General features: G+C 61.8%; 26 protein-coding genes and 2 tRNA genes. 20 read left to right on the forward strand and 8 right to left on the reverse strand.

The window, feature by feature from the left end; genetic code table 11:
• Window positions 1-66: 66 nt before the first annotated feature.
• From CR917_RS08390 to CR917_RS08405, 4 genes are all read right to left on the reverse strand, one after another.
• Window positions 67-1,359 carry a virulence factor family protein gene (locus tag CR917_RS08390; protein WP_088514482.1) on the reverse strand — a complete coding sequence of 431 codons (1,293 nt, stop codon included), beginning with the start codon at window positions 1,357-1,359 and terminating at the stop codon, window positions 67-69.
• Window positions 1,359-4,001, reverse strand: a complete 2,643-nt coding sequence (mprF, locus tag CR917_RS08395; RefSeq protein WP_104572123.1) for a bifunctional lysylphosphatidylglycerol flippase/synthetase MprF — start codon at window positions 3,999-4,001, stop codon at window positions 1,359-1,361. Before mprF ends, CR917_RS08390 begins: the two co-directional genes overlap by 1 nt.
• Window positions 4,002-4,225: 224 nt before the next feature.
• Window positions 4,226-4,302, reverse strand: a tRNA-Met gene (locus CR917_RS08400).
• A 132-nt stretch (window positions 4,303-4,434) separates the two neighbouring features.
• Window positions 4,435-4,511: transfer RNA gene (locus CR917_RS08405), tRNA-Met, on the reverse strand.
• Window positions 4,512-4,724: 213 nt separating this feature from the next.
• On the opposite strand from CR917_RS08405, the gene dinB reads away from it, so the two are divergent.
• Window positions 4,725-5,789, forward strand: a complete 1,065-nt coding sequence (gene dinB / locus CR917_RS08410; RefSeq protein ID WP_043864254.1) for a DNA polymerase IV — start codon at window positions 4,725-4,727, stop codon at window positions 5,787-5,789.
• A gap of 45 nt (window positions 5,790-5,834) precedes the next feature.
• Here the strand turns inward: dinB and CR917_RS08415 are convergent, their stop codons facing one another.
• From CR917_RS08415 to CR917_RS08425, 3 genes are all read right to left on the reverse strand, one after another.
• Window positions 5,835-6,782, reverse strand: coding sequence for a lipoprotein (locus CR917_RS08415; RefSeq protein ID WP_043864253.1), 948 nt, complete (start codon window positions 6,780-6,782; stop codon window positions 5,835-5,837).
• Window positions 6,783-6,802: 20 nt separating this feature from the next.
• On the reverse strand, window positions 6,803-8,518 hold the full coding sequence (locus CR917_RS08420) for a proline--tRNA ligase (protein WP_043864252.1): 1,716 nt from the start codon (window positions 8,516-8,518) through the stop codon (window positions 6,803-6,805).
• Between the two features lie 166 nt (window positions 8,519-8,684).
• On the reverse strand, window positions 8,685-9,959 hold the full coding sequence (locus CR917_RS08425; RefSeq protein WP_043864251.1) for an OprD family porin: 1,275 nt from the start codon (window positions 9,957-9,959) through the stop codon (window positions 8,685-8,687).
• A 771-nt stretch (window positions 9,960-10,730) separates the two neighbouring features.
• On the opposite strand from CR917_RS08425, the gene CR917_RS08430 reads away from it, so the two are divergent.
• Together CR917_RS08430 and CR917_RS08435 are read left to right on the forward strand one after the other, a co-directional pair.
• Entirely contained in the window at window positions 10,731-11,156 is a 426-nt protein-coding gene (locus tag CR917_RS08430) for an HIT domain-containing protein (RefSeq protein ID WP_043864250.1), read from the forward strand.
• A gap of 3 nt (window positions 11,157-11,159) precedes the next feature.
• Window positions 11,160-11,366, forward strand: a complete 207-nt coding sequence (locus tag CR917_RS08435) for a SlyX family protein (RefSeq protein ID WP_043864249.1) — start codon at window positions 11,160-11,162, stop codon at window positions 11,364-11,366.
• Window positions 11,367-11,488: 122 nt separating this feature from the next.
• Here CR917_RS08435 and CR917_RS27910 read toward each other — a convergent pair whose 3' ends face one another.
• Window positions 11,489-12,076 (reverse strand): cold-shock protein, encoded by a 588-nt coding sequence (locus CR917_RS27910; protein ID WP_043864302.1) that lies wholly within the window; start codon window positions 12,074-12,076, stop codon window positions 11,489-11,491.
• 303 nt (window positions 12,077-12,379) lie between these two features.
• Between CR917_RS27910 and CR917_RS08445 the strand changes: the two genes are divergently transcribed.
• The 17 genes from CR917_RS08445 to queC all read left to right on the forward strand — a co-directional run bounded on the left by CR917_RS08445 (window position 12,380) and on the right by queC (window position 25,935).
• Window positions 12,380-12,850 (forward strand): Dps family protein, encoded by a 471-nt coding sequence (locus CR917_RS08445; protein WP_043864248.1) that lies wholly within the window; start codon window positions 12,380-12,382, stop codon window positions 12,848-12,850.
• A gap of 275 nt (window positions 12,851-13,125) precedes the next feature.
• On the forward strand, window positions 13,126-13,455 hold the full coding sequence (locus CR917_RS08450; RefSeq protein ID WP_043864247.1) for a ribbon-helix-helix domain-containing protein: 330 nt from the start codon (window positions 13,126-13,128) through the stop codon (window positions 13,453-13,455).
• A gap of 110 nt (window positions 13,456-13,565) precedes the next feature.
• Complete coding sequence (locus tag CR917_RS08455) at window positions 13,566-13,787, forward strand: FmdB family zinc ribbon protein (protein ID WP_043864246.1); 222 nt, start codon at window positions 13,566-13,568, stop codon at window positions 13,785-13,787.
• A 96-nt stretch (window positions 13,788-13,883) separates the two neighbouring features.
• Entirely contained in the window at window positions 13,884-15,659 is a 1,776-nt protein-coding gene (gene aspS / locus CR917_RS08460; protein ID WP_043864301.1) for an aspartate--tRNA ligase, read from the forward strand.
• 121 nt (window positions 15,660-15,780) lie between these two features.
• The gene (locus tag CR917_RS08465) at window positions 15,781-16,527 is read left to right on the forward strand and encodes a YebC/PmpR family DNA-binding transcriptional regulator (RefSeq protein ID WP_043864245.1); all 747 of its coding nucleotides are present in this window, start codon (window positions 15,781-15,783) and stop codon (window positions 16,525-16,527) included.
• Window positions 16,528-16,643: 116 nt separating this feature from the next.
• Complete coding sequence (gene ruvC, locus CR917_RS08470) at window positions 16,644-17,168, forward strand: crossover junction endodeoxyribonuclease RuvC (protein ID WP_043864244.1); 525 nt, start codon at window positions 16,644-16,646, stop codon at window positions 17,166-17,168.
• A gap of 108 nt (window positions 17,169-17,276) precedes the next feature.
• Window positions 17,277-17,885: a Holliday junction branch migration protein RuvA gene (gene ruvA / locus CR917_RS08475; protein ID WP_043864300.1), complete on the forward strand. Its 609-nt coding sequence runs from the start codon at window positions 17,277-17,279 to the stop codon at window positions 17,883-17,885.
• Window positions 17,886-18,941 carry a Holliday junction branch migration DNA helicase RuvB gene (gene ruvB / locus CR917_RS08480; protein WP_043864243.1) on the forward strand — a complete coding sequence of 352 codons (1,056 nt, stop codon included), beginning with the start codon at window positions 17,886-17,888 and terminating at the stop codon, window positions 18,939-18,941.
• Window positions 18,942-19,066: 125 nt separating this feature from the next.
• Window positions 19,067-19,522: a tol-pal system-associated acyl-CoA thioesterase gene (gene ybgC, locus CR917_RS08485; protein ID WP_043864242.1), complete on the forward strand. Its 456-nt coding sequence runs from the start codon at window positions 19,067-19,069 to the stop codon at window positions 19,520-19,522.
• A 2-nt stretch (window positions 19,523-19,524) separates the two neighbouring features.
• The gene (gene tolQ / locus CR917_RS08490; RefSeq protein ID WP_043864241.1) at window positions 19,525-20,220 is read left to right on the forward strand and encodes a protein TolQ; all 696 of its coding nucleotides are present in this window, start codon (window positions 19,525-19,527) and stop codon (window positions 20,218-20,220) included.
• A gap of 14 nt (window positions 20,221-20,234) precedes the next feature.
• Entirely contained in the window at window positions 20,235-20,687 is a 453-nt protein-coding gene (gene tolR, locus CR917_RS08495) for a protein TolR (RefSeq protein ID WP_043864240.1), read from the forward strand.
• Window positions 20,687-21,772: a cell envelope integrity protein TolA gene (gene tolA, locus CR917_RS08500; RefSeq protein WP_043864239.1), complete on the forward strand. Its 1,086-nt coding sequence runs from the start codon at window positions 20,687-20,689 to the stop codon at window positions 21,770-21,772. Before tolR ends, tolA begins: the two co-directional genes overlap by 1 nt.
• Window positions 21,773-21,819: 47 nt before the next feature.
• The gene (gene tolB / locus CR917_RS08505; RefSeq protein ID WP_213085823.1) at window positions 21,820-23,070 is read left to right on the forward strand and encodes a Tol-Pal system beta propeller repeat protein TolB; all 1,251 of its coding nucleotides are present in this window, start codon (window positions 21,820-21,822) and stop codon (window positions 23,068-23,070) included.
• A gap of 52 nt (window positions 23,071-23,122) precedes the next feature.
• On the forward strand, window positions 23,123-23,620 hold the full coding sequence (gene pal, locus CR917_RS08510) for a peptidoglycan-associated lipoprotein Pal (protein ID WP_042121796.1): 498 nt from the start codon (window positions 23,123-23,125) through the stop codon (window positions 23,618-23,620).
• Between the two features lie 6 nt (window positions 23,621-23,626).
• Entirely contained in the window at window positions 23,627-24,439 is an 813-nt protein-coding gene (gene ybgF, locus CR917_RS08515) for a tol-pal system protein YbgF (protein ID WP_104572124.1), read from the forward strand.
• A gap of 158 nt (window positions 24,440-24,597) precedes the next feature.
• Window positions 24,598-25,245 carry a 7-carboxy-7-deazaguanine synthase QueE gene (gene queE / locus CR917_RS08520; protein ID WP_043864236.1) on the forward strand — a complete coding sequence of 216 codons (648 nt, stop codon included), beginning with the start codon at window positions 24,598-24,600 and terminating at the stop codon, window positions 25,243-25,245.
• Between the two features lie 15 nt (window positions 25,246-25,260).
• A complete protein-coding gene (queC, locus tag CR917_RS08525) occupies window positions 25,261-25,935 on the forward strand; it encodes a 7-cyano-7-deazaguanine synthase QueC (protein ID WP_078480039.1) in 675 nt (224 codons plus the stop codon).
• Window positions 25,936-25,950 lie beyond the last annotated feature (15 nt).

The raw sequence follows: 25,950 nt of genomic DNA on the forward strand, positions 1-25,950 counted from the left end.
TTCGCCGCCAAGGCGGCTCCTGCAGGATGCGATCCGTTGCAGGAGCCGGCCTTGCCGGCGAGGCTTCTACTGTTCAGCGACGCTGGACTTTCCCTGGCGCGTTTCGATCTCGCTGATCAGGCGTTTGGCCAGGGCCGGGTAGTTTTCGTCGAAGTGGTGCCCGCCGGGCAGCTTCACGCGCTCACCCACGGCGGTATGGTCGGTGCAGCCGCTTTCATCGGCCTCTTCTTCACCATAGATGCACAGCACCTTGCTCGGCGGCATCCTGGCCATCTCAGGCCCGGTTGGCGCCTCTTTGCCGGCATTGCCCAGCCAGCCCTCGACCTCGATCTCGAAACTGCCACTGCGCGCGAACGCCAGCAGAATCACCGCATCGATGCGCTTCTGGTCTTCGGGTGGCAAGCGGTTGTAGATCGCCGGCAGCACGTCGGCACCGAATGAATAGCCGGTCAGTACGAAGCGTTTGGTGCCCCACTTCTGGCGGTAGTGCTGCATCAGCTCGGACAGGTCGACTGCGCTCTGCTCCGGTGTCTTGTGCTGCCAGTAGTAGCGCAGGGTATCGATGCCCACCACCGGGTAGCCCAGCTTGGCCATCTCGCCCGCCACGTCGCGGTCAAGGTCGCGCCAGCCGCCATCGCCGGACAGGAACAGCGTCACGGTGTCGGTGGTCTGGCCGGCCGGTACCTCCACCACCGGAATGCTCAATGCATTGCCATCCACGCCCAGCAGGGCCTGGGTCAGTTGGGCCTTGAGCACCTGGGGCAGGTGGATGTCGTAATCGCTGATGCTGGTCTGTGCATTGGCCTGGTCGCGCACGAAGGCGGCGCTGGCGTCATCCGGGTTGTCGTTCCAGGCCACGTTCCAGTGACCATGGGCGGCCGACTTGGGCAGCGCGGCGCTGCAGCCGGGCTGCTCGATGCTGAACCCCACGGAGATGGCCTGGGCCTTGTCGTTGGTCTGCCCGGCCAGCCAGCTCCAGGCCAGCCCGGCTCCCGGGCCGATGCCGGCAACCAGCGTCGGCGTGCCCTGCAACTGTTGCAAGGCCTGCTGCAGCGCCTGCTGCTGCAGGTTGCAGTCGCTCGGCGGCAGGATCACCTGTACCAGCTGGGCGCGGGCACTCTGGCTCAGGTCGATCAGTTGCTTGTCGCTCAGGGCCTGGTCCTGCGGCACGGCCACGGCCACCAGGTCCTTGCCTCGCGAGCTTGGGGTAACCCGCACCAGGCTGCTGCCATCGGCCAGGGTCAAATGTTCAAGGTGCGGTTGCGGGGCAGGGCGGGCCCACAGCCAGAAGCCCAGGGCCGCCGCGAGCAGGGCCAGCACCAGGGCGGCCAGTACATGAAGCCAGTAGCGTCGAATCATCAGCGTTTCACCAATCCGGTCAGGCCGCCTGCAATCAGGGCGGCGGTATCGGCCAGGGCCACCAGGGGATCGAGCCCGGCGGGTACGGCCATGTAACGGGGTTCCCAGTCAGGCTGGAACTTGTCTTTGAAGCGGCGCAGGCCCTGGAAGTTGTACAGTTGCTCGCCGCGCTGGAACACCATCGAGCCCAGGCGCTGGGTCAGAGGTGCGCCGCGACGCGGCTGCAGCCCGGACAACGGCACCATGCCGAGGCTGAAGCGCGCATATCCATGCGTCTTGTAGTGTTGGATCAGGCCGATCATCAGAAACTCCATGGTCAGCTTTGGTGCTTGCGGGTGCGCGCGCATCAGGTCCAGGCTGGCCAGCTCGCGGCTGTGGGTTTCGAGCAGGTTGGCAAAGGCCACCGGCTGGCCCTGGAAGCGAATCAGCGCGATGCGGAAGTGCTGCAGGTACTCTGCGCTGAAGCGGCCCAGCGAAAAGCCTTTTTCGCGCACGTTCTTGCCTTCGAGCCAGGCATCGGAAATCACCTTCAATTCCTCGAGCGGGGCTTGCCCGGGCTCGTGGATCTCCAGGCTCAGGCCGTCGCGCCCGCCGCGGTTCCAGGTATAGCGCAGGTCTTTCATCTCCTTGCCCTTGGCGTCGAGGTCGAAGCGCAGCAGGTCCACGCGGGCCTCTTCGCCCAGCTTGATCGCGGTCAGGCCGATGTCCATGTAGAAGGGCAGGTTCTCGGCACGCACCTGGTAGAACACCGGTCGAGCGTGATGGATATCGCACAGGTCGCGAAACTGCCAGATCATCTCGGCGCGGCGCTGGGCCGGGCCGATCGGGTCGTACAACGCCACCAGGCTGCGCCCGCGGCGGGCGTACATCAGGAAGGCGTCATCCTGAGGATGGAACAGCAACGCCTTGTCGCCGGTCAGCGCCAGGCCGCCATCGGGCTGGTCGGAGCTCTGCAGGATGCGGTTGGCCCGTTGCAGCTCGTCACCTGTAGGCAGGTGGATGGTCGGGCGTGCGGTACGCAGCAGCCAGGTCAGTGCAACGATCACCAGCAGTACCGCGCTACCGAGCAATGAGCGCAGCCCGCGCGGGGCATCGGCGTCCAGGGTGAACTGCCACCACAGCTGGTGGCTGTAGGGCACGTCCTGGTAGGCGAACAGCAGCAGCCACACCGACGCGCCGATCACGCAGGCACTGGCCACCACGTAGACCGGCGAGAAGGGCAGCTCGAGCAGTCGGCTGGGCCGGTAGAACGAACCGCGGAACACTGCCAGCAGGCAGGCGGTAAACGTCAGCAGGCTGGCCTCTTCCCAGTCGAAGCCCTTTAGCAGCGACAGCAGGGCGCCGACCAGCAGCAGCACGGTGGTGAGTATCCAGGCTGCCGACAGGCGCCGCCGCAGGCCCTGGGCCAGCAGCAGGCACAGCACGCCGATCAGGCTGGCGCCGAAGTGCGAGGCATCGATCAAGCGGTGCGGCACCAGGAAACCCAGGTGCTCCAGGCGCGTGTCGATTTCAGGCGTGGCCCCGGAGAACAACAGCACCACGCCCGACAGGAACACCAGAATCGCCAGTACCGGTGCGGCAAGCCCGGAGGCCACCTTCATGGCCTGGCGCGCGAACAGAAAGCGCTTGGCTTCGCTGGCCAGCAGGACCACGCAGGCCACCAGCAGCGGCAGCACGACATAGATCAGGCGGTACAGCAGCAGCGCAGCGGCAAGTGGCGCAGCCCCCAGCTGGTCGGCGAAGGCGGCCAGCAGGATGGCCTCGAAGACCCCGACCCCGCCGGGCACATGGCTGAGCACACCGGCAGCCAGGGCCAGCAGGTACACCAGCAGGAACGCGCCGAAGGGCGGAGCCTCGGGCAGCAGCAGGTACAGCACCGTGGCGGCGGCGGCCACGTCCAGTGCGGTGATCAGCAGCTGCAGCAAGGTCAGGCGCGCGCCCGGCAGGCGCAGTGTGCGTCGGTGTATGCGTACCAGCAGGTTGTCGGCCAGCGGCTGTTCCGGCAGTCGACGCCGGTACAGCCCGTAGGCCAGGGCCATGCTCAGGCCCAGTACTGCGACGGCGATGGCTGCCAGTACCGGGGCCGGCGTGCGCAGCGCCATGGCCGCGGCGGGCAGGTTGCTCAGGGTGGCCAGCGCTGCCAGCGGCGGCAGCGCGCAGCCCAGCGACAGGCTGGCAAACAGCGTCATGCGGGCCACTTCGGCACCGCCTATGCCGTGGCGGGCGTACAACCGGTAACGCACCGAGCCTCCGGAAAGCAGCGACAGCCCGATCGCGTTGCCGATGGCGAATGCACAGAAGCCGCCCATGGCCAGGGTGGCTGAAGGCAGCCGGACCCCGGCATAACGGCTGGCTGACCATTCATAGCCCAGCAGGATGACAAAGCCTGCGACCGTGGCCAGCAGCGCACCGGCCAGGGCGGGCTTGGGCACACTCAGCAGCGAGTCGTGCAGGGCATAGATATCCAGCTCGCTGAGCAGATGGCGACAGGCAATCAGGGCGATGCCGAACAGTAGCAGGGTGACCGCCAGGCCGATCGGCTGACGATACCGGCTGAGCAGTTCCAGCCAGCGCAGGCGATGCGGGGCGATGGGCTGGGCGGCGCTAACGGGGGTTTCTGCTTCGGGCGTTTGTGGGCGCATCAATCACCTTTTTGGATTGCGCGCGACTGGACGATGTATCCGACCAAGTTACCAATCCCTATGGAAAAATAATGTCTGAATCTTACTCGCGATCATGCCGATCCGCGCCCATCAGGATAGTTAAAGAAGTTTCATGCTGCCGCAAGGGCATGGAGAGGAGGGGAAGGTATTTTTCGCCAGACGCAAAAAAGGCCACTTTTTTCAAAGTGGCCTTTTCTGTTGTTTGGTTGCGGGAGCCGGATTTGAACCGACGACCTTCGGGTTATGAGCCCGACGAGCTACCAGACTGCTCCATCCCGCGTCTGTGGGGCGGATTCTACAGCGTATGGAGATGCTGTCAATGCTTAATTGTTGATTTACAACAAAAACCTGCTATGGGCCAAACAGCGCCCAACAAAAAAGGCCACTTTTTCAAGTGGCCTTCTCTGATGTTTGGTTGCGGGAGCCGGATTTGAACCGACGACCTTCGGGTTATGAGCCCGACGAGCTACCAGACTGCTCCATCCCGCGTCTGTGGAGTGGATTCTACAGATATCTCAGAACGTGTCAACCGCTAAAATCCAGAAATCCTTTTTTGTTCAATTGCTTAGCGTTTGTGATCTGGCTGCGGGCGCGCTAAGGCGGGGGCTGCAGGGCATTTGCCCGGGGTGACGGGTGCAGGGTGCAGCCGGTGGTGACGAGTGAGATACTGCGCGTACGAATCAACGGTGTTAACGGTCATCCATGTCCCAACGCAAGATCATCCACATCGATTGCGACTGTTTCTACGCAGCCATCGAGATGCGCGACGACCCGCGGCTGGCCGGCAAGCCTCTGGCCGTGGGTGGCTCGGCCGACCGGCGCGGGGTGATTGCTACCTGCAACTACGAAGCGCGGGCCTTTGGCGTACGCTCTGCGATGTCGTCGCACCACGCGTTGAAGCTGTGCCCCGACCTGACCATCGTCAAGCCGCGCATGGATGCCTATAAGGAAGCCTCGCGGGAGATTCACAACATCTTCCGCGAGTACACCGAGCTGATCGAGCCATTGTCGCTGGATGAAGCCTATCTGGACGTATCCGACAGCCCGAAGTTTTCCGGCAGTGCCACGCGCATTGCCGACGACATTCGCCGGCGGGTGTCCCAGCGCCTGCACATCACGGTATCGGCGGGGGTGGCGCCCAACAAGTTCCTGGCCAAGATTGCCAGTGACTGGCGCAAACCCAACGGCTTGTTCGTGATTACCCCGGCACAGGTGCAAGACTTCGTCGCCTGCTTGCCAGTGACCAAGCTGCATGGAGTTGGCAAGGTCACGGCTGACAAGCTGGGGCGCCTGGGCATTGTCGATTGCAAGGATCTGCGCGAGTGGGACCGCCTGGCCCTGGTCCGCGAGTTCGGCAGTTTCGGCGAGCGTCTTTACGGGCTGGCGCGCGGCATTGACGAGCGGGTGGTGCACAACGACAGCCGGCGCCAGTCGGTGAGCGTCGAGAACACCTACGACAGCGACCTGCCGGACCTGGCCAGCTGCCTTGAAAAACTGCCTGAACTGCTGGAATCGCTGGGCGGTCGCATGGCCCGGATCGACGACAGTTACCGGCCGGGCAAGCCGTTCGTCAAGGTCAAGTTCCATGACTTCACCCAGACCACCCTGGAGCAGGCGGGGGCGGGGCGTGATCTTGAAAGCTACCGGCAACTGCTCAGCCAAGCTTTCGCGCGTGGCGCCAAGCCGGTCAGGTTGCTGGGAATTGGCGTGCGGTTGCACGACTTGCGCGGGGCGCATGTTCAGCTGGAGCTGTTCACGCCCGAGTGAAACGCCAGGCATCGTGGTCGATGCCTGGCGTTCATGGTGCTGGAGCTACTTCGCGCCGGGGTCTGCCACCAGGCGGCCGGCATCCCTGGTCAGCGCCTTGAGAAACTCCTGTTGCAGCTCCGGATCATTGCGGGTCAGCTCGATCAGGCTCTGTTCCAGCTCGCTGGCTTCCTCTTCCAGGCCGAGTTCGGACAAGCGCTTGACCCGGTGCACCCACTCGCTCACCTCGTCGTCTTCAAGGTCGTCGTAGATCAGCTCATGGGCTTCGACCAGTTTGCCGCGCAGCGTTGGGCTGAGCAGCAGGCTGGCGTCGGCACGCACGTTGTTTTCTTCATCGGCCACGGCCAGGTGCAAGGTGCCCACCTGGGTCAGGTTCTGTTCGGTGAACGGGCTGTCGAGCAGGTTCAGGCGCAACACACCATTGCGGTCGGTGGTCAGCTCGTGGGTGAGCTTGCCAGCCTTGACCTCGACCGGGCGTTCGCCCCACGGCAGGCTGGTGTACTCCTGGCGTTTGTCCTTCTGCACTTCGCTGATACTGGCCAGGTTCTGTTGTGCGCGGCCGTTGGACTGCACGTTCATGAACGGGTTGAGCCCGGCCACGCCATAGCTGAGCCAGTCATGGGTCACGCTGTCGGGCAGGTTGCCCAGTGCGAACACATTGACCACATTGGCGCCGATACCGGCAACCACGGCCACTGCGCCCAGCGGGATCTCGTAGATTTCGCGCCAGGGTTGGTAGGGCGTGTAGCGATCATAACGACGGGTCACTTCGAATTCGGTGACTTCGAAGTTCTTCTGTTCGTGAACGCGCACGCGCCGTTGCGGCAGCTCGAGTACCTTGGGCTCTCCGACATCGATCTGCAGGCTGTGCTCGAGCAGCTTGCGCTCGATCCGCTCCTCATGCTCGCTGCGCTGGGACATCTGGTTGGCGCAGCCGCTGAGCAGCACGGCGCCGCACAGGGCGGCGCCTCCGAAGGTGATTCGCTTGAACATGGCTACTCTTGTGTTGGCTATCAGCGACGAATACGGGCTTGCAGGAACGACAGCACCTCGGCCACGGGCAAGGCCTGGGCCTCGCTGTCCTTGCGGTACTTGTATTCCAGGTTGCCTTCGGCCAGGCCCCGGTCGCTGACCACGATGCGGTGCGGGATGCCGATCAGTTCCATGTCGGCGAACTTGATCCCCGGGCTGGTTTTCTTGTCACGGTCGTCCAGCAGTACTTCGAAACCGGCGGCTGTCAGCTCGGCGTAGAGCTTGTCGGTGGCTTCGCGCACTTCAGCGGTTTCGTAGCGCAGCGGTACCAGGGCGATCTGGAATGGCGCGAGGCTATCGCTCCAGATGATGCCCTTGTCGTCGTAGTTCTGCTCGATGGCAGCGGCGACCACGCGCGAAACACCAATGCCGTAGCAGCCCATGGCCAGGGTCACCGGCTTGCCGTTCTCGCCCAGCACCTGGCACTTGAGTGCTTCGCTGTACTTGGTGCCCAGCTGGAAGATGTGCCCGACTTCGATACCGCGCTTGATCATCAGCGTACCCTTGCCGTCCGGGCTCGGGTCGCCGGCTACCACGTTGCGCAGGTCGGCGATTTCCGGTACAGGCAGGTCGCGCTCCCAGTTCACGCCGAAATAGTGCTTGTCGTCGATGTTGGCACCGATGCCGAAGTCGCTCATGAAGGCCACGGAACGGTCGATGATGCACGGCAGCGGCAGGTTCAGCGGGCCCAGGGAACCGGCGCCGGCGCCGATGGCGTCGCGCAGTTCGGCGTCGCTGGCCATCACCAGCGGGCTGGCCACCTGTGGCAGGTTGGCAGCCTTGATTTCGTTGAGCTCGTGGTCGCCGCGGACGATCAGGGCAATCAGCTTGCCTTCTTCGGCGGCATGCACGATCAGGGTCTTGACGGTGCGCTCGATCGGCACGCCGTAGTTTTCGACCAGGGCGGCGATGGTTTTCGCGTCCGGGGTATCGACCAGGCGCAGCTCCTCGGTGGGGGCAGGGCGCACGGTTTCCCGCGGGATTGCTTCGGCCTTCTCGATGTTGGCGGCGTAGTCGGAGCTGTCGCTGAAGATCACGTCGTCTTCACCGGACTCGGCCAGCACGTGGAATTCGTGGGACCAGCTGCCACCGATCGAGCCGGTGTCGGCCTGCACGGGGCGGAAATCCAGGCCCAGTCGGGTGAACACATTGCAGTACGCCTGGTGCATGCGGTCATAGGTTTGCTGCAGGGACGCCTGGTCGGCATGGAAGGAGTAGGCATCCTTCATGATGAACTCGCGACCGCGCATCAGGCCGAAGCGCGGACGGATCTCGTCGCGGAACTTGGTCTGGATCTGGTACATGTTCAGTGGCAGCTGTTTATAGCTGCTCAGCTCGTTGCGCGCGAGGTCGGTGATGACCTCTTCGTGGGTAGGCCCCACGCAGAACTCGCGACCATGACGGTCCTTCAGGCGCAGCAGCTCGGGGCCGTACTGCTCCCAGCGGCCGGACTCTTGCCACAGTTCAGCGGGCTGAATGGCCGGCATCAGCACTTCCAGGGCGCCTGCGGCGTTCATTTCCTCGCGTACCACGGCTTCGACCTTGCGCATCACGCGAAGGCCCATCGGCAGCCAGGTATAAAGGCCGGATGCGAGCTTGCGGATCATGCCGGCACGCAGCATGAGCTGGTGGCTGATGACGACCGCGTCGGAAGGGGTTTCTTTCTGTGTGGCGAGCAAATATTGACTGGTGCGCATGGTAGGCCGTTGTCGGTTGCTTAACTGAAATGACCCCGCATTGTACGGGGGCGATTCGGTGACGTATAGGATGGTGGCGCGGGAAACTGCGCCAAGTGCATCAACACAAAAGAAAAAGCCCGGCAGGGCCGGGCTTTTTCGAGCTGGGGTCCGTGAGCCGGAAGGCTTACAGGATGCTCAGCGGGTACTCGACGATCAGGCGCAGTTCGTCGATCGAAGGCGACGAGTTGTTGTACACCGCATCGCTGGAGCGGTAGGTGGCCTGGCGAACGCGGAAGCTCAGGTCTTTGGCCGGGCCTTCCTGCAGTACGTACTTGGCTTCGATGTCGCGTTCCCACTCTTTGCCGTTGTTGCCGGAGGAAACGTTGGCATCGGTACCACGGATGTAGCGGGTCATGAAGCTCAGGCCCGGTACGCCGAAGGTGGCCATGTTGATGTCGTAGCGAGCCTGCCAGGATTTCTCGTCTTCGGAGTTGAAGTCCGAACGTGCCACCGAGTTGGCCAGGAACACGGTACCGCCGCCGTCGACGCCGTAGGCGTAGCCGCCGTCGCCGCTGATGCGCTGGTGCGCCAGGGTGAAGGTGTGCGCGCCGATGGTGTAGGCGGCGGACAGGCTGAATGCACGGCTGTCGATCTTGTCGCCGTCGTAGGCTTTTTCCAGCGCGGCGCCGGTGCTCTTGGTGTTGTAGAAGTTGAAGTCGAACACCAGGCCCTGCTCGTCGTTGATCGGCAGGCTCCAGTTCACGTTGGCGTAGTATTTGCGCCAGTAGTCTTCGACCTTGGAGTAGTAGAGGCTGGTGCTGAGCTCGTCGCTGAACGCGTAGGTGCCGCCCAGTACGTCGGCCTTGGTCAGGTGGATGCCGCCGTCACGGTTGGTCTGGTCTTGTGCGGTGATGCTGGTGAAGCGACCGGCGTTGAGCGTCAGCCCCTTGATTTCGTTGCTGGTGATCAACGCGCCCTGGGCCATTTCAGGCAGCAGGCGGCTGTCGTCGGTGGCCAGCACTGGCAGTGAGGTGAACTGGTCACCCACTTTCAGGACGGTGTCGGAAATCCGGAACTTGATGGCTGCGCCGCCTTTGGAGTAGTCGTCCTGCGAGCGTTCGTCGGAGCCGGTCGGGAACAGGCCGGTGCCGGCAGTGCCCTTGCCGCCGTCCAGTTTCAGACCCAGCATGCCGATTGCGTCGACGCCGACGCCGATGGTGCCTTGGGTGAAGCCCGACTCGAAGGTGCCGATGAAGCCTTGGCCCCACTCTGCAGCGCGGCTCTGCTCGGTGTTGGGGACGTTGCGGTAGTCACGGCTGAAGTACAGGTTGCGAAGTTTGACGTTCAAGCTGCTGTCTTCTACAAACCCCTTGGATTCATCCTGAGAAGACGCCATGGCCAGCTGCGAGGTGCCTGCCGCTACGGCCAGGGCGATTATGCTCCACTTCATCACGCGCATCGTGATTTGCTCCTTTGGTTTTGGAAGATTACGGCCTTGCCCCCTGGTTTTTTTATGGGGCGGCTCTTTCTTTTTTGAGTCGGCGAAATGTATATCACGCTGACTGTCGTTGGCGATACTTGCGAAAGGAACCTTTCATTAACTTTATGTTCCCGTCGCAAACGGTTAAATCCCTGTCGCAAATTACGCCCCGGCATGACCGGTGCGTTCAACTACAGCGCTGTTTCGCAGAGCAGCAAAGGCAGCGCAATCACGCCAAGCCTTTGATGCCAAAACTCCCTGGTTGCCCTTGCAGCTGTTGTTATTTGTCGCACTTGGCTTGCTTATGCAGGCGCCATGCCGACGTTGGGCAGAGATGAATGCAACAAGCGTGCTCAATTGCGCGGTGCGTTGATGAAATTTTCACATTTCGTTGGCCAAAGGGCGCGTGGTGCCCGAAAACCGGGGGTGTACAGATCTTTTGGTTTGAGGGTCGATGCCGTCGCGGAATAAGCAAAAAATCGACTTTGAAGTCAAAACGTTACCGGCTTGTAGGACAAGTGAGTAGTTTTCGGTAGGAGGCGGTCCTGATTGTGTTCGCGAGGCGCTATTTTGGTGCGAAAAGTAGCGTTTTGTTACCGGCGTGAGCGGACCTCCTGCGTGCAGTGTGGTCTGCCTGCCCCGGGATGGAGCGCCATGTACTCATGCCTGTGACTCCAATCGGGAGTATCCTTGCGTCAATCACCTGCCGGGTGCAGGTATCGGGATTGAAAGGTGCGAGGAGATTGTTCTGTGTTTGCTCTTGATTCACGTTTGCAACAAGACACGATTGCGTTGGGGGACTTACCTCTTTGTCGCTTGTTACTTAGTAAGGATGCTAACTATCCGTGGTTCATTCTGGTGCCGCGGCGTCCTGCTGTCAGCGAAGTATTCGAACTTGATGAAGAGGCGCAGCAGCAACTCTGGCAAGAGACCACGTTGCTGGCCAAGTTGCTCGACGGGCTGTTCGATGCCGACAAGATGAATGTCGCGACCCTGGGCAACGTCGTGAGCCAGTTGCACATGCATGTGATCGTGCGACGCCAGAGCGATGTGGCATGGCCTGGCCCGGTGTGGGGGCGCGTGCCGGCGCTGGTTTATACAGCCGAGGCGCTGGCTCATGTGCGCCGCATCGTCGAGCGTGAGCTTGGTGATTATCTTCAACCGATCGAGGCTTGAATCATGACCCTGGAAGCACGGGTAACCGAGTTGGAGAGTCGTCTGGCATTTCAGGACGATACGCTGCTGGCGCTGAACGATGTGTTGGTGGAGCAGCAGCGGGTGGTTGAACGGCTGCAGCTGCAGATGGGCGCGCTGCTCAAGCGTTATGAGGAGATGGTGGGGCAGTACGAGTCCAACGAGGAAGAAGCGCCGCCCCCGCACTATTGATGCATGCGCCTCGCGCAGCGGGCTTAAAGGCTCAGTGCAGATCGACAGCAGAGCAGGGCGGGTGAGTAGGCGTAAAAAAACCGCGATCGGCCGAGTGGCCGTCGCGGTTCTTCACGCTAGGATCAGCGACGCGGTGCCGCAATCACATCCTCGGCCTGCAGGCCCTTGTCCCGGTTCATCACCGAAAACTCCACGCGCTGACCCTCCACCAGCACCCGGTGACCCTCGCCACGAATGGCCCGGAAGTGCACGAAGATGTCATCGCCGGAATCCCGCGAAATGAATCCAAAGCCCTTGGACGTGTTGAACCACTTCACGGTACCCGTGTCGCGGTTGCTCATGTCGTAGGCAGGTGCCTGGCTGCGCGCACGGCCAACCTTGGCCAGGCCCGCCACCAGATGCAGCAGCACGGCCAGCAGGGCGCAGACCATGGCCGCGACATTGCCCAGCTCCGGGCGCAGCAGCACAGTGACCGCTTGCAATACCACTGCAAGCACCAGCAGCGCGCTGGCAGTGTGTTGCAGGTACTGGCGCGCGCCGCGGTAGTGCATTGGCAGCACAGGCACCAGGATCAGGTTGAGCAGCCCGAAAAGCGCCAGGTAGATGGCATCGGGTTGTTGCAGGAAAGGGACAGCTTCGCCCCTCAGGCTAGGAATCAGGGACAGCAGCAAGGCAGCTGCGCCCGTCAACAGGTGAACGATCTTGAACATGGTGGTTTGGCTCACATTTTATTCAGGCATATCACAGGAAGAGCTGAACCCACGGTGCGCGGTTACCGATGAGGCGCCAAAGCGTGGCTGCAGCCTATGCGCCATTGCACAAAAAATGCGCAATGACGGCACAGTGCCTATTTAACAGCAAAGCCGGGTGCTTCTCAAATCAGCGGGCCAAACGGGCCGCGCGGCTGCAGCCCTGTGTCGCACGCCAGACCGGCAATCGGAGCTGCAGGCACGCGCAACTCTTGGTACAGTGCTTCCAGCATGTTGAACTGACATCACAGGAAGGAAATGTACATGGCAATTGATATTGGTATCAGTGAAGAAGATCGCAAGTCCATTGTTGACGGCTTGTCGCATCTGTTATCGGATACATATGTACTGTACTTGAAGACCCATAACTTCCACTGGAACGTGACCGGGCCGATGTTCAATACACTGCACTTGATGTTCGAAGGCCAGTACAACGAACTGGCCCTGGCAGTCGATGCCATCGCCGAGCGAATTCGTGCACTGGGCTTCCCGGCGCCGGGTACTTATTCCACCTACGCCAAGTTGTCCTCGATCAAGGAGGAGCCAGGTGTGCCGGCGGCTGAAGAAATGATCAAGCAACTGGTCGATGGCCAGGAAGCCGTGGTGCGTACCGCGCGCAGCCTGTTCCCGTTGCTGGACAAGGTCAGCGACGAGCCGACCGCCGACCTGTTGACCCAGCGCATGCAGGCCCATGAAAAGACTGCCTGGATGCTGCGCTCGCTGTTGGCCAAGTGAGTGTTCGGCGCCTGTAAAGGCGTCTGTTGAAAGACGCAAGCCCGATTCTTCTTTAGAGGAATCGGGCTTTTTTAATGGGTACTTCCTGCGTGCTGCGGCCGGCGTGGAACAGTTTCAGCAGGTGTGGTACATGAACTCAACTAAAAGGTTATTCCTACGCTGCGCAGGCTCGCGGTCTGCTGGTTGCAATACGATGAACAGCGCTTCATAGGCAGGTACCTGGATAGCAAGTATCCCGGTGATGAACTTCCTGTCAGTCAATGCGTGGGATGAATATGTCGCGAGTCGTGAATGAACGTGCATGCACCGCCGAGCAACTTCGTATGGCCCCTGGTGATCCTTTTCAGGCAGATTTCAATATGGGCTTGGCGCGCCCGCTGTCGCGTTCGGTGCGACTCAACGGCTTCGCCACCTGCTTGCGCCTGGAAGAGGTCTACTGGAAAATCCTCGAGCGCATTGCCGCCGCCAACCGGTGTACGGTCAATGCGGTGCTGTCCCATGTGGACCGCGAAGTCCACCTTCGCCACGGCGGCGTCAAGAATTTCAGCGGCCTGGTGCGGGTGATCTGCGTGGTCTACGTGCTGAGGGGCGGCGCCAAGCCCTGAACCATTCGTGCGCTGGCACGGCGGGCGGGCTGCACAGCCCCGGTTAACCATATATAATCCCGCTTTTTGCTGCGTGGCGCGGCCCGCGCAGTGGTCAACGAGATACGCCAATGCCCCTGTACGACTATCAATGCGGTTCCTGCAGCCACCAGATGGAAGTTCTGCAGAAGATCAGCGCAGCGCCGCTGACCGATTGCCCGGCCTGCCAGGCACCTGCCCTGAAGAAGCTGATTTCTGCCCCGGGCTTCCGCCTGGGCGGCACCGGCTGGTATGAAACCGACTTCAAGACCGGCACCAAAAAGAACCTGGCGGGCGCCGACAAGGCCGACTGAGTTGAACTGTACTGCCAGGGTCTTGCACTATGGGCCCCCTGGGGCCGGCAAGGTCCACACCCGAATTCACGAATGACGAGAAGCGAAACCACCATCATGATGCGCAGCCACTATTGCGGCCAACTGAACGAGAGCCTGGAAGGTCAGGAAATTACCCTTTGCGGCTGGGTCCATCGTCGTCGCGACCACGGCGGGGTGATTTTCCTCGACATCCGTGATCGCGAAGGCATGGCTCAGGTCGTGTTCGACCCGGACCGCGCAGAAAGCTTTGCCGCCGCCGACCGCGTGCGCAGCGAGTACGTGGTGAAGATCACCGGCAAGGTGCGTCCGCGCCCTGCAGGCGCAGTCAACGCCAACATGGCCTCGGGCGCCATCGAAGTGCTGGGCTACGAGCTCGAAGTGCTGAACGAAGCGGAAACCCCGCCGTTCCCGCTCAACGAGTACTCCGACGTGGGTGAAGAGACCCGCCTGCGCTATCGCTTCATCGACCTGCGTCGTCCGGAGATGGCCGAGAAGCTGCGTCTGCGCTCGCGCATCACCACCAGCATCCGTCGCTTCCTCGACGAAAACGGCTTCCTCGACGTCGAGACGCCGATCCTGACCCGCGCTACCCCGGAAGGCGCGCGTGACTACCTGGTGCCAAGCCGTACCCACGCCGGCAGCTTCTTTGCCCTGCCGCAATCGCCGCAGCTGTTCAAGCAACTGCTGATGGTGGCCGGTTTCGATCGCTACTACCAGATCGCCAAGTGCTTCCGCGACGAAGACCTGCGCGCCGACCGCCAGCCGGAATTCACCCAGATCGACATCGAGACCAGCTTCCTGGACGAGACCGAGATCATGGGCCTGACCGAAAGCATGATCCGCAAACTGTTCAAGGAAGTCCTGGACCTGGAGTTCGGCGAATTCCCGCACATGACCTTCGAAGAGGCCATGCGCCGCTACGGTTCGGACAAGCCTGACCTGCGCAACCCGCTGGAACTGGTGGATGTGGCCGACCAGCTGCAAGCGGTCGACTTCAAGGTGTTCAGCGGCCCGGCCAACGACCCGAAATGCCGCGTTGCCGCACTGCGTGTACCGGGCGGGGCGAGCATGCCGCGCAGCCGTATCGACGAGTACACCAAGTTCGTCGGCATCTACGGTGCCAAGGGCCTGGCGTACATCAAGGTCAACGAGCGCGCCAAGGGCGTCGAGGGCCTGCAGTCGCCAATCGTCAAGAACATCCCCGAGGCCAACCTGAACGTGATCCTCGATCGCGTGGGCGCGGTCGATGGCGACATCGTGTTCTTCGGTGCCGACAAGTCCAAGATCGTCAGCGAAGCCCTGGGCGCGCTGCGCATCAAGGTCGGCAACGACTTCAACCTGCTGACCTGCGAATGGGCACCGATGTGGGTTGTTGACTTCCCGATGTTCGAAGAGAACGACGACGGCAGCTTCACGGCGCTGCACCACCCGTTCACCGCGCCAAAATGCTCCCCTGAAGAGCTGGAGGCCAACCCGGCCACCGCGCTGTCGCGTGCCTATGACATGGTGCTCAACGGCACCGAACTGGGTGGCGGTTCGATCCGTATCCACCGCAAAGAGATGCAGCAGGCCGTGTTCCGCCTGTTGGGCATCGAGGCGGCGGAACAGGAAGAGAAGTTCGGCTTCCTGCTCGACGCGCTGAAGTTCGGTGCACCGCCGCACGGTGGCCTGGCCTTCGGTCTGGATCGCCTGGTGATGCTGATGACCGGCGCCCAGTCGATTCGTGAAGTGATCGCCTTCCCGAAAACCCAGAGCGCTGCGTGCGTCATGACCCAGGCCCCAGGCCTGGTCGATGCCAAGGCACTGCGTGAGCTGCACATCCGTCTGCGCGAACAGCCCAAGGCTGAGTAAGCGGGCCCGGGGCGCATCCACTTGGATGCGCCTTTGCGTTACGGCATACCGAATTGATTGCCCACGCCAGGTTTTTCCGGGCGGGGGCGTGGTTTTGTTTCAAGGATTTCTGGAGTCAGTTATGGCGGGTCATTCCAAGTGGGCGAACATCAAGCACCGCAAAGAGCGCCAGGATGCCAAGAGAGGCAAGATCTTCACCAAGTGGATTCGTGAGCTGACCGTCGCTGCGAAGCAGGGCGGTGGTGACCCGAATTCCAACCCGCGCCTGCGCCTGGCGCTGGACAAGGCCTTGGGCGCGAACATGAGCCGCGACATCATCGATCGCGCCGTGGCCCGTGGTGCAGGCGCAACCGAAGCCGACAATGTCGAAGAGCTCAGCTACGAAGGCTACGGCCCGGGCGGCGTGGCGATCATGGTCGAGGCCATGACCGACAACCGCAACCGCACCGCCGCGGCCGTGCGCCATGCCTTCAGCAAGTGCGGTGGCAACCTGGGCACCGATGGCTCGGTGGCCTATCTGTTCGAGCGCAAGGGGCAGATCAGCTTTGCCGCCGGTGTCGATGAAGACGCGCTGATGGAAGCGGCGATGGAGGCCGATGCCGACGACGTGGTCAGCAACGAAGATGGCTCGTTCGACGTGTTCACCTCGTTTGCCAGCTTCTACGCGGTGCGTACTGCCCTGGAGGCTGCCGGCTTCAAGGCTGCGGATGCGGAAATCGTCATGCAGCCGACCACCAGCGCCGAACTCGACCTGGAGGGCGCACAGAAGGTGCTCAAGCTGATCGACATGCTTGAAGACCTGGACGATGTGCAGAATGTGTATTCCAACGCCGAAATTCCTGACGAAGTCATGGAACAACTCGGCTAAGGTTCAGTTCTGGCGTACTCGAGGCCGGATTCGTCCGCAGGCACCTTGTGCCCGTGACGGGTCCGGCTTCTGTCTTTTTAATGGCGCCCCGGTGCGCCACTGGTTGCGCAGGCGATATGACTCTGATTCTTGGTATTGACCCCGGCTCGCGGATTACCGGCTATGGTGTGGTGCGCCACACGGCGCGCGGGTGCGAGTACGTGGCCTCCGGTTGCATCCGTACCGGCAGCGGCGAGCTGCCCGAGCGCCTGCAGGTGGTATACCGCAGCGTGCGCGAAATCATCCAGTTGCACGGGCCGGTGACCATGGGTATCGAGCGGGTGTTCATGGCGCGCAACGCCGACTCGGCGCTCAAGCTCGGCCAGGCGCGCGGCGCCGCCATCGTCGCCGGGGTCGAAGAGGGCCTGGAGATCGCCGAGTACAGTGCCACCCAGGTCAAGCAGGCGGTCGCCGGTACGGGCGGGGCCAACAAGGAACAGGTGCAGATGATGGTCATGCACCTGCTCAAGCTCACCCAGAAGCCGCAGATAGACGCCTCCGATGCCCTGGCCATCGCCCTGTGCCATGCCCATACCCGTTCCAGCCTGGTGCCGCACGGGCTGGGCGCTGCACGCAGCCGCAGTGGCCGCCTAAGGCTCTGATAGCATCATCGGTTAACACAATTTCGCTTGCCGGCCACCGCCGGCTTGCAATCATGGCGGCTGATGGCGGGCTTGATCGCCCCGGCGCCCTGGATAAAGGACCTGAACGTGATTGGACGTTTGCGCGGTACCCTGGCTGAAAAGCAGCCGCCGCACCTGATTGTCGATGTCAACGGCCTGGGCTACGAGCTCGAGGTGCCGATGACCACCCTGTATCGCCTACCCAAGGTTGGCGAGGCAGTGACGCTGCACACCCACCTGGTGGTACGTGAAGACGCGCACCTGCTGTATGGCTTTCACGAAAAGCGCGAGCGCGAGCTGTTCCGCGAGCTGATCCGCCTCAACGGCGTAGGGCCCAAGCTGGCCCTGGCATTGATGTCGGGCCTGGAGGTCGACGACCTGATACGCTGCGTGCAGGCCCAGGACACCTCGGCGCTGGTCAAGGTGCCGGGGGTGGGCAAGAAGACCGCCGAGCGCCTGCTGGTCGAACTCAAGGACCGCTTCAAGGCCTGGGAAACCGCGCCAAGCCTGTTTACCCTGGTGTCCGACGGCCCGCAGCCGGTGGCAAGTGCCTCCACTGCCGAAACCGATGCGGTCAGCGCGCTGATCTCGCTGGGCTACAAGCCGCAGGAAGCCAGCCGCGCCGTGGCGGCCATCGATGCCAAGGGCCTGAGCAGCGAAGAGCTGATCCGGCGCAGCCTCAAGGGGATGATTTAAGTGATCGAAGCCGACCGACTCATAGCCGCTACCGGGCGCGACCGCGAAGAGGTCCAGGACCGGGCGATCCGGCCATTGCGCCTGGACGAGTACATCGGGCAGCCAGTGGTGCGCGAGCAGATGGCGCTGTTCATCCAGGCGGCACGTGGGCGCAGCGAGTCGCTGGACCATACGCTGATCTTCGGCCCGCCGGGCCTGGGCAAGACCACCCTGGCCAACATCATCGCGCAGGAGATGGGCGTTTCGATCAAGAGCACCTCCGGGCCGATCCTCGAGCGTCCGGGCGATCTGGCGGCGCTGCTGACCAACCTGGAACCCCACGATGTACTGTTCATCGACGAGATTCACCGGCTTTCGCCGATCGTCGAGGAAGTGCTGTACCCGGCCATGGAAGACTTCCAGCTGGACATCATGATCGGCGAGGGGCCGGCCGCACGTTCGATCAAGCTCGATTTGCCGCCGTTCACTCTGGTCGGGGCAACCACCCGCGCCGGCATGCTGACCAATCCGCTGCGCGACCGTTTCGGTATCGTGCAGCGCCTGGAGTTCTACAACACCGCAGACCTGGCCACCATCGTCAGCCGCTCGGGCGGGATTCTGGGCCTGCCGATCGAGGACGAGGGCGCCTTCGAGATCGCCCGGCGCGCCCGTGGCACCCCGCGTATCGCCAACCGCCTGCTGCGTCGTGTACGCGACTACGCCGAGGTGCGTGGCAAAGGTGACATCACCAAGGCCATCGCCGACCTGGCGCTGAACCTGCTGGACGTGGACGAGCGTGGTTTCGATCACCAGGACCGGCGCCTGCTGCTGACCATGATCGAGAAGTTCGACGGTGGCCCGGTGGGTGTTGACAGCCTGGCGGCGGCTATCAGCGAAGAACGTCACACCATCGAGGACGTGCTGGAGCCCTACCTGATCCAGCAGGGCTACATCATGCGCACACCCCGTGGGCGCGTGGTGACCCGGCACGCCTACCTGCACTTTGGCCTGAACATTCCGGGCCGCATGGGCGAGTCGGTCAACGGCGAGGGTTTTTCCGACCTGGCCGATGAATGACAGACTTATCCGGCGTTTTCGTGGTCCTATCGGCGGACACGCATGAGTCGCGCTGGCAATACGACATAATCCGTTAAAAACAGTTGGTGGGGCGGATTGGCAAGCTGAGGAGTTAGCACTAGAGTATGCGCGCGCAAAATGGGGTTGAGTCGTTCGCACATCGCTGTCGCGTCTATTACGAGGACACCGATGCGGGCGGCGTGGTGTATTACGTCAATTATCTGAAATTCATGGAGCGTGCCCGCACAGAGCGGTTGCGCGAGCTGGGCTTTGCCCAGTCTGCGATGGCAGAACAGAACACCTTGTTCGTCGTTCATTCCAGCGAGGCGCGCTACCACGCGCCGGCCCGCCTGGACGATGAATTGCGGGTCACCGCACAAGTGCTTGAATTGAATCGTGCCAGCCTGCGCTTTGTGCAGCAGGTCTGGCGCGAGCGTGATGCAACGCTGCTCTGCGAGGGGCAGTTCCTGGTGGCCTGTGTGCGCGCCGATACGTTCAAACCCCGGGCCATTCCTTCCGAGCTGCGTGCAGCCTTTGTGGCGGCGGATGGTGCGGGTAACCAAACAATTGCAGGAGATTAAGCGTGGAAGCTAACGTCGTCGACCATACCTCCATGTGGAGCCTGGTCAGTAATGCCAGCATCGTGGTGCAGCTGGTCATGCTGATTCTGGTGGCCGCATCGGTGACCTCGTGGATCATGATTTTTCAGCGCAGCACCATGCTGCGTGCCGGTCGTCGTGCGCTGGAAAGCTTCGAGGAGCGCTTCTGGTCGGGCATCGACCTGTCCAAGCTGTACCGCCAGGCCGGCAGCAACCCGGACCCGGACTCGGGTGTGGAGCAGGTCTTCCGTGCCGGCTTCAAGGAGTTCTCGCGCCTGCGCCAGCAACCGGGTGTCGACCCTGACGCCGTGATGGAAGGCGTTGGCCGGGCCATGCGCGTGGCCATCTCGCGTGAAGAAGAGAAGCTCGAACAGAGCCTGCCGTTCCTCGCCACCGTCGGTTCCACCAGCCCGTACATCGGTCTGTTCGGTACCGTATGGGGCATCATGAACTCCTTCCGCGGCCTGGCTTCGGCCCAGCAGGCGACCCTGGCCACTGTGGCTCCGGGTATCGCCGAGGCACTGATCGCCACCGCGATCGGCCTGTTCGCCGCAATCCCGGCAGTTATTGCCTACAACCGTTTCGCTGCACGCAGTGAAGTCTTGATCGGTCGCTACTACACGTTCGCCGACGAGTTCCAGGCCATCCTGCACCGTAAAGTGCACACCAGCGAAGAGTGATCAGGTAAAAGCCCATGGCTCGAGTTCGACACAAACGCAAGCCGGTCGCGGAGATGAACGTGGTGCCCTACATCGATGTGATGTTGGTACTGCTGGTCATCTTCATGGTGACCGCACCGATGCTCAACCAGGGCGTGAAGGTCGACCTGCCCAAGGTTTCCAGCGAAGCCTTGCCGCAGGACAACAACGTCCAGATCCTTACCATTTCGATCAAGGCCGACAAGACCTATTTCTGGAACCTTGGCAGCGAAGTCGACACCGAAAAGCAGATGGACAAGGCCATGACCTTGCCGCAAATGACCGACGCGGTGACCAAGATCATCGCGGCCGGACGTGACCAGGGCAAACAGACCCAGGTGTTCATCCGTGGCGACAAGGCCGTCGACTATGGCGCGGTGATGGGCGCCATGGGCGGGTTGCAGAAGGCCGGTGTCGGTAACGTTGGCCTGATTACCGAGGCGCCCTGATGCAACAGCGAGAGCCATCCGCCTCGGAAAGCTATTTCTGGCCCAGCGTCTGGGCCATCGCGCTGCACGTTCTGGTGTTCGGCATGCTGTTCGTCAGCTTTGCCATGACCCCGGAACTGCCGCCGGCCAAGCCTATTGTCCAGGCGACCCTGTACCAGCTGAAGTCCAAAAGTCAGGCCACCACCCAGACCAATCAGAAGATTGCGGGTGAAGCGAAGAAAACCGCTGCGCGCCAGACCGAAGTCGAGCAGATGGAACAGAAGAAGGTCGAGCAGCAGAAGCAGGAAGCGGTGAAGGCTGCGGAACAAAAGAAAGAAGAGGCGGCTCAAAAGGCCGAAGAAGCCCGCGAGGCGGCCGAAGCCAAGAAGGCCGACGAGGCCAAGAAAGCCGACGAGGCCAAAAAAGCGGACGCGGCCAAGAAAGCCGAGGAAGCCAAGAAGGTCGAAGAGAAACAGCAGGCCGACCTCGCCAAGAAGAAAGCCGAGGAAGAGGCCAAGAAACAGGCAGCAGAAGAGGCCAAGAAGCAGGCCGCTGAAGACGCCAAGAAGAAAGCCGCCGAGGATGCCAAGAAAAAGGCAGCCGAGGATGCGAAGAAAAAAGCGGCAGCCGAAGAGGCCAAGAAAAAGGCCGCCGAGGATGCCAAGAAGAAAGCCGCAGCCGATGCGGCCAAGAAGAAGTCAGCAGAAGCGGCGCGCAAGGCGGCGGAAGACAAGAAAGCCCAGGCCCTGGCCGAGCTGTTGTCCGACTCCACCGAACGGCAGCAGGCGCTGGCCGACGAGCAGGGTGACCAGGTGGCCGGCGACTTCGACGACCTGATACGTGCCCGCGCAGCCGAAGGCTGGGCGCGCCCACCTTCTGCACGCAAGAACATGACGGTGGTCCTGCAGATTGGCATGTTGCCCGATGGCACCGTGACCACGGTGAGCGTTGCACGCTCCAGTGGTGATGGTCCGTTCGATGCTTCTGCGGTAGCAGCGGTCAAGAACATTGGCCGCCTGACCGAAATGCAGGGCTTGAAACCGAGCGAATTCAATCCCTATCGTTCATTCAAGATGACATTCACACCTGAGGATCTAGCCTTGTGATTAACCTTCTTAGAGGACTGCTGGTCGTTCTCTGCTGCGCAGCAGGGATGGCCGTTGCAGAAGAAAAGAACATCCTGGTCACCAGCGGCAGTGACCGTGCCACGCCGATCGCGGTCGTGCCGTTCGCCCTGCAGGGTGGCAGTGTGCTGCCCGAGGACATGGCCGATATCATTGGCAATGACCTGCGCAACTCCGGTTACTACGCGCCGATTCCGCGCCAGAACATGATCAGCCAGCCTAGCCAGGCCAGCGAAGTCATCTTCCGCGACTGGAAGGCCCTGGGCGCCCAGTACGTGATGGTAGGCAGCATCGTGCCAGCGGGCGGTCGCCTGCAGGTGCAATATGCGCTGTTCAACGTCGCCACCGAGCAGCAAGTGCTGACCGGCAGCGTCTCGGGCACTACCGACCAGCTGCGTGACATGTCGCACTACATTGCCGACCAGTCGTTCGAGAAGCTCACCGGCATCAAGGGTGCGTTCTCCACGCGCATGCTGTACGTCACCGCCGAACGCTTCTCCAAGGACAACACTCGTTACACGTTGCAGCGTTCGGACTACGACGGCGCCCGCGCCGTGACCCTGCTGCAGTCGCGCGAGCCGATCCTGTCGCCTCGCTTCGCGCCAGACGGCAAGCGCATTGCCTATGTGTCGTTCGAACAGCGTCGTCCGCGTATCTTCGTACAGCACATCGACACTGGCCGTCGTGAGCAGATCACCAACTTCGAAGGCCTCAACGGTGCACCAGCCTGGTCGCCCGATGGTTCGCGCCTGGCGTTCGTGCTGTCCAAGGACGGCAACCCTGACATCTATGTGATGAACATGGCTTCGCGCCAGATGTCGCGTGTCACGGCCGGCCCGGGTATCAACACCGAGCCGTTCTGGGGCAAGGATGGTTCGACCATCTATTTCACGTCGGATCGTGGCGGCAAGCCGCAGATCTACAAAACCAACGTTTCGGGTGGTGGTGCCGAGCGTGTAACTTTCGTGGGTAACTACAACGCCAACCCTAAACTGTCGGCGGATGAAAAGACCCTGGTAATGATTCATCGCCAGCAAGGTTTCACCAACTTCAAGGTGGCCGCGCAGGATTTGCAGCGAGGAAGTGTAAAAATCCTCTCTGAAACAAGTCTTGATGAGTCACCCACTGTTGCGCCCAACGGCACCATGCTAATCTACGCCACCCGCCAGCAGGGCCGGGGAGTCTTGATGCTCGTCTCTCTCAACGGACGCGTGAGGCTCCCGCTTCCTACCGCTCAAGGCGAAGTCAGAGAACCGTCCTGGTCCCCTTACCTGAACTGACGCGGCGCTTTACGTAACACTTAACACATTGGGGTTCATTAGGAGTTTCACGATGGAAATGCTGAAGTTTGGTAAGTTTGCTGCGCTGGCTCTGGCCATGGCTGTAGCTGTAGGTTGCTCCTCCAAGGGCGGCGACAACGCTGGTGAAGGCGCTGTTGATCCAAACGCTGGTTACGGCGCTAACACCGGTGCTGTTGACGGTTCCCTGAGCGAAGAAGCCGCTCTGCGCGCAATCACCACCTTCTACTTCGAATACGACAGCTCGGACCTGAAGCCAGAAGCCATGCGCGCTCTGGACGTTCACGCCAAAGACCTGAAAGGCAATGGCGCTCGCGTCGTCCTGGAAGGCAACACCGACGAGCGTGGTACTCGCGAATACAACATGGCCCTGGGCGAGCGTCGTGCTAAAGCCGTACAGCGCTACCTGGTACTGCAAGGCGTTTCCCCAGCCCAACTGGAACTGGTTTCCTACGGCGAAGAGCGTCCAGTTGCTACCGGTAACGACGAGCAATCCTGGGCTCAGAACCGTCGCGTCGAACTGCGTAAGTAATTCGATATGCGAACGTGCCGCCGTGCTGTAACCGTCCTGGCTCTCGCCCTGCCACTCGTGGCCTGGGCCGAGGTTCCTGTTGTTGATGACAACGCTGGCTATAACGGCGCAAGCAGTTATCCGCCAGCGGGTTATGGTACGAGCGGCGCCTACGCCGGGGGAGGGGTTTCGGCCCCTGCCTCGGCGCAGGGTCAGCTGTTCATGCAATTGCAGCAGATGCAGGATCAGATTTCGCGCCAGCAAGGCGTGATCGAAGAACTGCAAAACGATATAGCCCGCCTGAAACAGGAAGGCCTGGAGCGTTACCAGGACCTGGATCGGCGTATCGGAGCCGGCGGTGCACCCGCTGCAACTCCCGAGAATTCCTCCACCGGTGGTGATGTAGCCGCCGGTGCCGCTGCAGGCGCGGCCACCGCCCCTGCGGCCAGTAGCGAACCTGGCGACCCGGCGAAAGAAAAGCTCTATTACGACGCTGCTTTCGACCTGATCAAGGCCAAGGATTTCGACAAGGCCAGCCAGGCATTCAATGCCTTCCTGCGCAAGTACCCCAACAGTCAGTACGCCGGCAATGCCCAGTACTGGCTGGGTGAAGTGAACCTTGCCAAGGGCGACCTGCAGGGCGCCGGCCAGGCGTTTGCCAAGGTCAGCCAGCTGTATCCGAAGCACAGCAAGGTGCCGGACTCGCTGTACAAGCTGGCCGATGTCGAGCGCCGCCTGGGTCACACCGACCGGGTCAAGGGTATTCTGCAGCAGGTGGTCACCCAGTACCCGGGTACCTCCGCCGCACAGTTGGCCCAGCGCGACCTGCAGAAGCTCTGAACTGCCCGCCTGGAAGAAACCCGCGCTAGTCGCGGGTTTTTTCGTTAGAATCGATGCCCTTTTATTGACACACGCTGCTGCGAACTACGCGATGCCGGGTTCGCTGCAGTGCCTGACGGAGGCGGACAGCCTGTTTAGCTGTTACGCCCGTGGCGACTATGCAAGACACATTACGAATTACCGAAGTTTTTTACTCTTTGCAGGGTGAAACGCGTACCGCTGGGCTGCCCACGGTATTTGTACGTCTCACCGGCTGCCCTTTGCGTTGCCAGTATTGCGACAGTGCCTATGCCTTCAGTGGTGGCACCGTGCGCAGCCTCGACTCGATTCTCGAGCAGGTGGCTGGTTTTCGCCCGCGTTACGTGTGCGTCACTGGCGGTGAGCCATTGGCCCAACCCAACGCCATCCCCTTGCTCAAGCAATTGTGCGACGCCGGCTATGAGGTGTCGCTGGAAACCAGCGGAGCACTGGACATCTCGAAGGTCGACCAGCGCGTCAGCCGGGTGGTAGACCTCAAGACGCCGGGCTCCGAAGAGATGCACCGCAACCTCTACGAGAATATCGAGCTGCTGACCCCGAACGATCAGGTCAAGTTCGTCATCTGTTCCCGTGAAGACTATGACTGGGCGGTGTCCAAGCTGATCCAGTATGGTCTGGAGAAGCGTGCCGGGGAGGTGCTGTTTTCGCCGAGCCACCATCAGGTCAAGGCCAGCGACCTGGCCGACTGGATCGTGGCCGATAATTTGCCGGTTCGTTTTCAACTGCAGTTGCACAAGCAATTGTGGAACGACGAGCCGGGACGCTGATTGGGGAGTGATGTCATGACTGATAAACGTGCGGTAATCCTGCTGTCTGGTGGCCTGGACTCGGCCACGGTGGTCGCGATGGCCAAGGCCGAAGGCTACAGCTGCTATACCATGAGTTTCGACTACGGCCAGCGTCATCGCGCCGAACTGGACGCCGCTGCGCGAGTTGCCCGTGACCTGGGTGCAGTCGAGCACAAGGTGATCGGCCTGAGCCTGGATGGTATTGGTGGTTCGGCGCTGACCGACAGCAGCATCGATGTACCCGAGACGCCGGGTGAAGGCATTCCAGTGACCTACGTACCAGCGCGCAATACCGTGTTCCTGTCGTTGGCGCTGGGCTGGGCCGAGGTGTTGCAGGCGCGGGATATCTTCATCGGCGTGAACGCGGTGGATTACTCGGGCTACCCGGATTGCCGTCCCGAGTTCGTCGAGGCATTCGAGCGCATGGCCAACCTGGCCACCAAGGCCGGTGTCGAGGGGCAGGGCTTTCGCATCCAGGCACCGTTGCAGAACCTGAGCAAGGCGCAGATCGTTCAGGCGGGCATGGCGCGTGGTGTCGACTACAGCCTCACTGTGTCGTGTTATCAGGCTGACGACCAAGGCCGTGCCTGTGGCAAGTGCGACAGCTGCCGCCTGCGTGCAGATGGCTTCCGGGCAGCCGGCGTGGCCGACCCAACCCGATATTTTTGATTTTTTTTTACGGTG

The sequence above is a fragment of the Pseudomonas sp. BRM28 genome (assembly GCF_002939405.1).
Taxonomy (GTDB): domain Bacteria; phylum Pseudomonadota; class Gammaproteobacteria; order Pseudomonadales; family Pseudomonadaceae; genus Aquipseudomonas; species Aquipseudomonas palmensis.

Bases quoted from the DNA above. Each gene is read 5' to 3' on its own strand.
- CR917_RS08390 (WP_088514482.1), bottom strand. From the start codon at position 1,359: ATGATTCGACGCTACTGGCTTCATGTACTGGCCGCCCTGGTGCTGGCC.
- mprF (WP_104572123.1), bottom strand. From the start codon at position 4,001: ATGCGCCCACAAACGCCCGAAGCAGAAACCCCCGTTAGCGCCGCCCAG.
- dinB (WP_043864254.1), top strand. From the start codon at position 4,725: ATGTCCCAACGCAAGATCATCCACATCGATTGCGACTGTTTCTACGCA.
- CR917_RS08415 (WP_043864253.1), bottom strand. From the start codon at position 6,782: ATGTTCAAGCGAATCACCTTCGGAGGCGCCGCCCTGTGCGGCGCCGTG.
- CR917_RS08420 (WP_043864252.1), bottom strand. From the start codon at position 8,518: ATGCGCACCAGTCAATATTTGCTCGCCACACAGAAAGAAACCCCTTCC.
- CR917_RS08425 (WP_043864251.1), bottom strand. From the start codon at position 9,959: ATGCGCGTGATGAAGTGGAGCATAATCGCCCTGGCCGTAGCGGCAGGC.
- CR917_RS08435 (WP_043864249.1), top strand. From the start codon at position 11,160: ATGACCCTGGAAGCACGGGTAACCGAGTTGGAGAGTCGTCTGGCATTT.
- CR917_RS27910 (WP_043864302.1), bottom strand. From the start codon at position 12,076: ATGTTCAAGATCGTTCACCTGTTGACGGGCGCAGCTGCCTTGCTGCTG.
- CR917_RS08445 (WP_043864248.1), top strand. From the start codon at position 12,380: ATGGCAATTGATATTGGTATCAGTGAAGAAGATCGCAAGTCCATTGTT.
- CR917_RS08450 (WP_043864247.1), top strand. From the start codon at position 13,126: ATGTCGCGAGTCGTGAATGAACGTGCATGCACCGCCGAGCAACTTCGT.
- CR917_RS08455 (WP_043864246.1), top strand. From the start codon at position 13,566: ATGCCCCTGTACGACTATCAATGCGGTTCCTGCAGCCACCAGATGGAA.
- aspS (WP_043864301.1), top strand. From the start codon at position 13,884: ATGATGCGCAGCCACTATTGCGGCCAACTGAACGAGAGCCTGGAAGGT.
- CR917_RS08465 (WP_043864245.1), top strand. From the start codon at position 15,781: ATGGCGGGTCATTCCAAGTGGGCGAACATCAAGCACCGCAAAGAGCGC.
- ruvC (WP_043864244.1), top strand. From the start codon at position 16,644: ATGACTCTGATTCTTGGTATTGACCCCGGCTCGCGGATTACCGGCTAT.
- ybgC (WP_043864242.1), top strand. From the start codon at position 19,067: ATGCGCGCGCAAAATGGGGTTGAGTCGTTCGCACATCGCTGTCGCGTC.
- tolR (WP_043864240.1), top strand. From the start codon at position 20,235: ATGGCTCGAGTTCGACACAAACGCAAGCCGGTCGCGGAGATGAACGTG.
- tolA (WP_043864239.1), top strand. From the start codon at position 20,687: ATGCAACAGCGAGAGCCATCCGCCTCGGAAAGCTATTTCTGGCCCAGC.
- tolB (WP_213085823.1), top strand. From the start codon at position 21,820: ATGGCCGTTGCAGAAGAAAAGAACATCCTGGTCACCAGCGGCAGTGAC.
- pal (WP_042121796.1), top strand. From the start codon at position 23,123: ATGGAAATGCTGAAGTTTGGTAAGTTTGCTGCGCTGGCTCTGGCCATG.
- ybgF (WP_104572124.1), top strand. From the start codon at position 23,627: ATGCGAACGTGCCGCCGTGCTGTAACCGTCCTGGCTCTCGCCCTGCCA.
- queE (WP_043864236.1), top strand. From the start codon at position 24,598: ATGCAAGACACATTACGAATTACCGAAGTTTTTTACTCTTTGCAGGGT.
- queC (WP_078480039.1), top strand. From the start codon at position 25,261: ATGACTGATAAACGTGCGGTAATCCTGCTGTCTGGTGGCCTGGACTCG.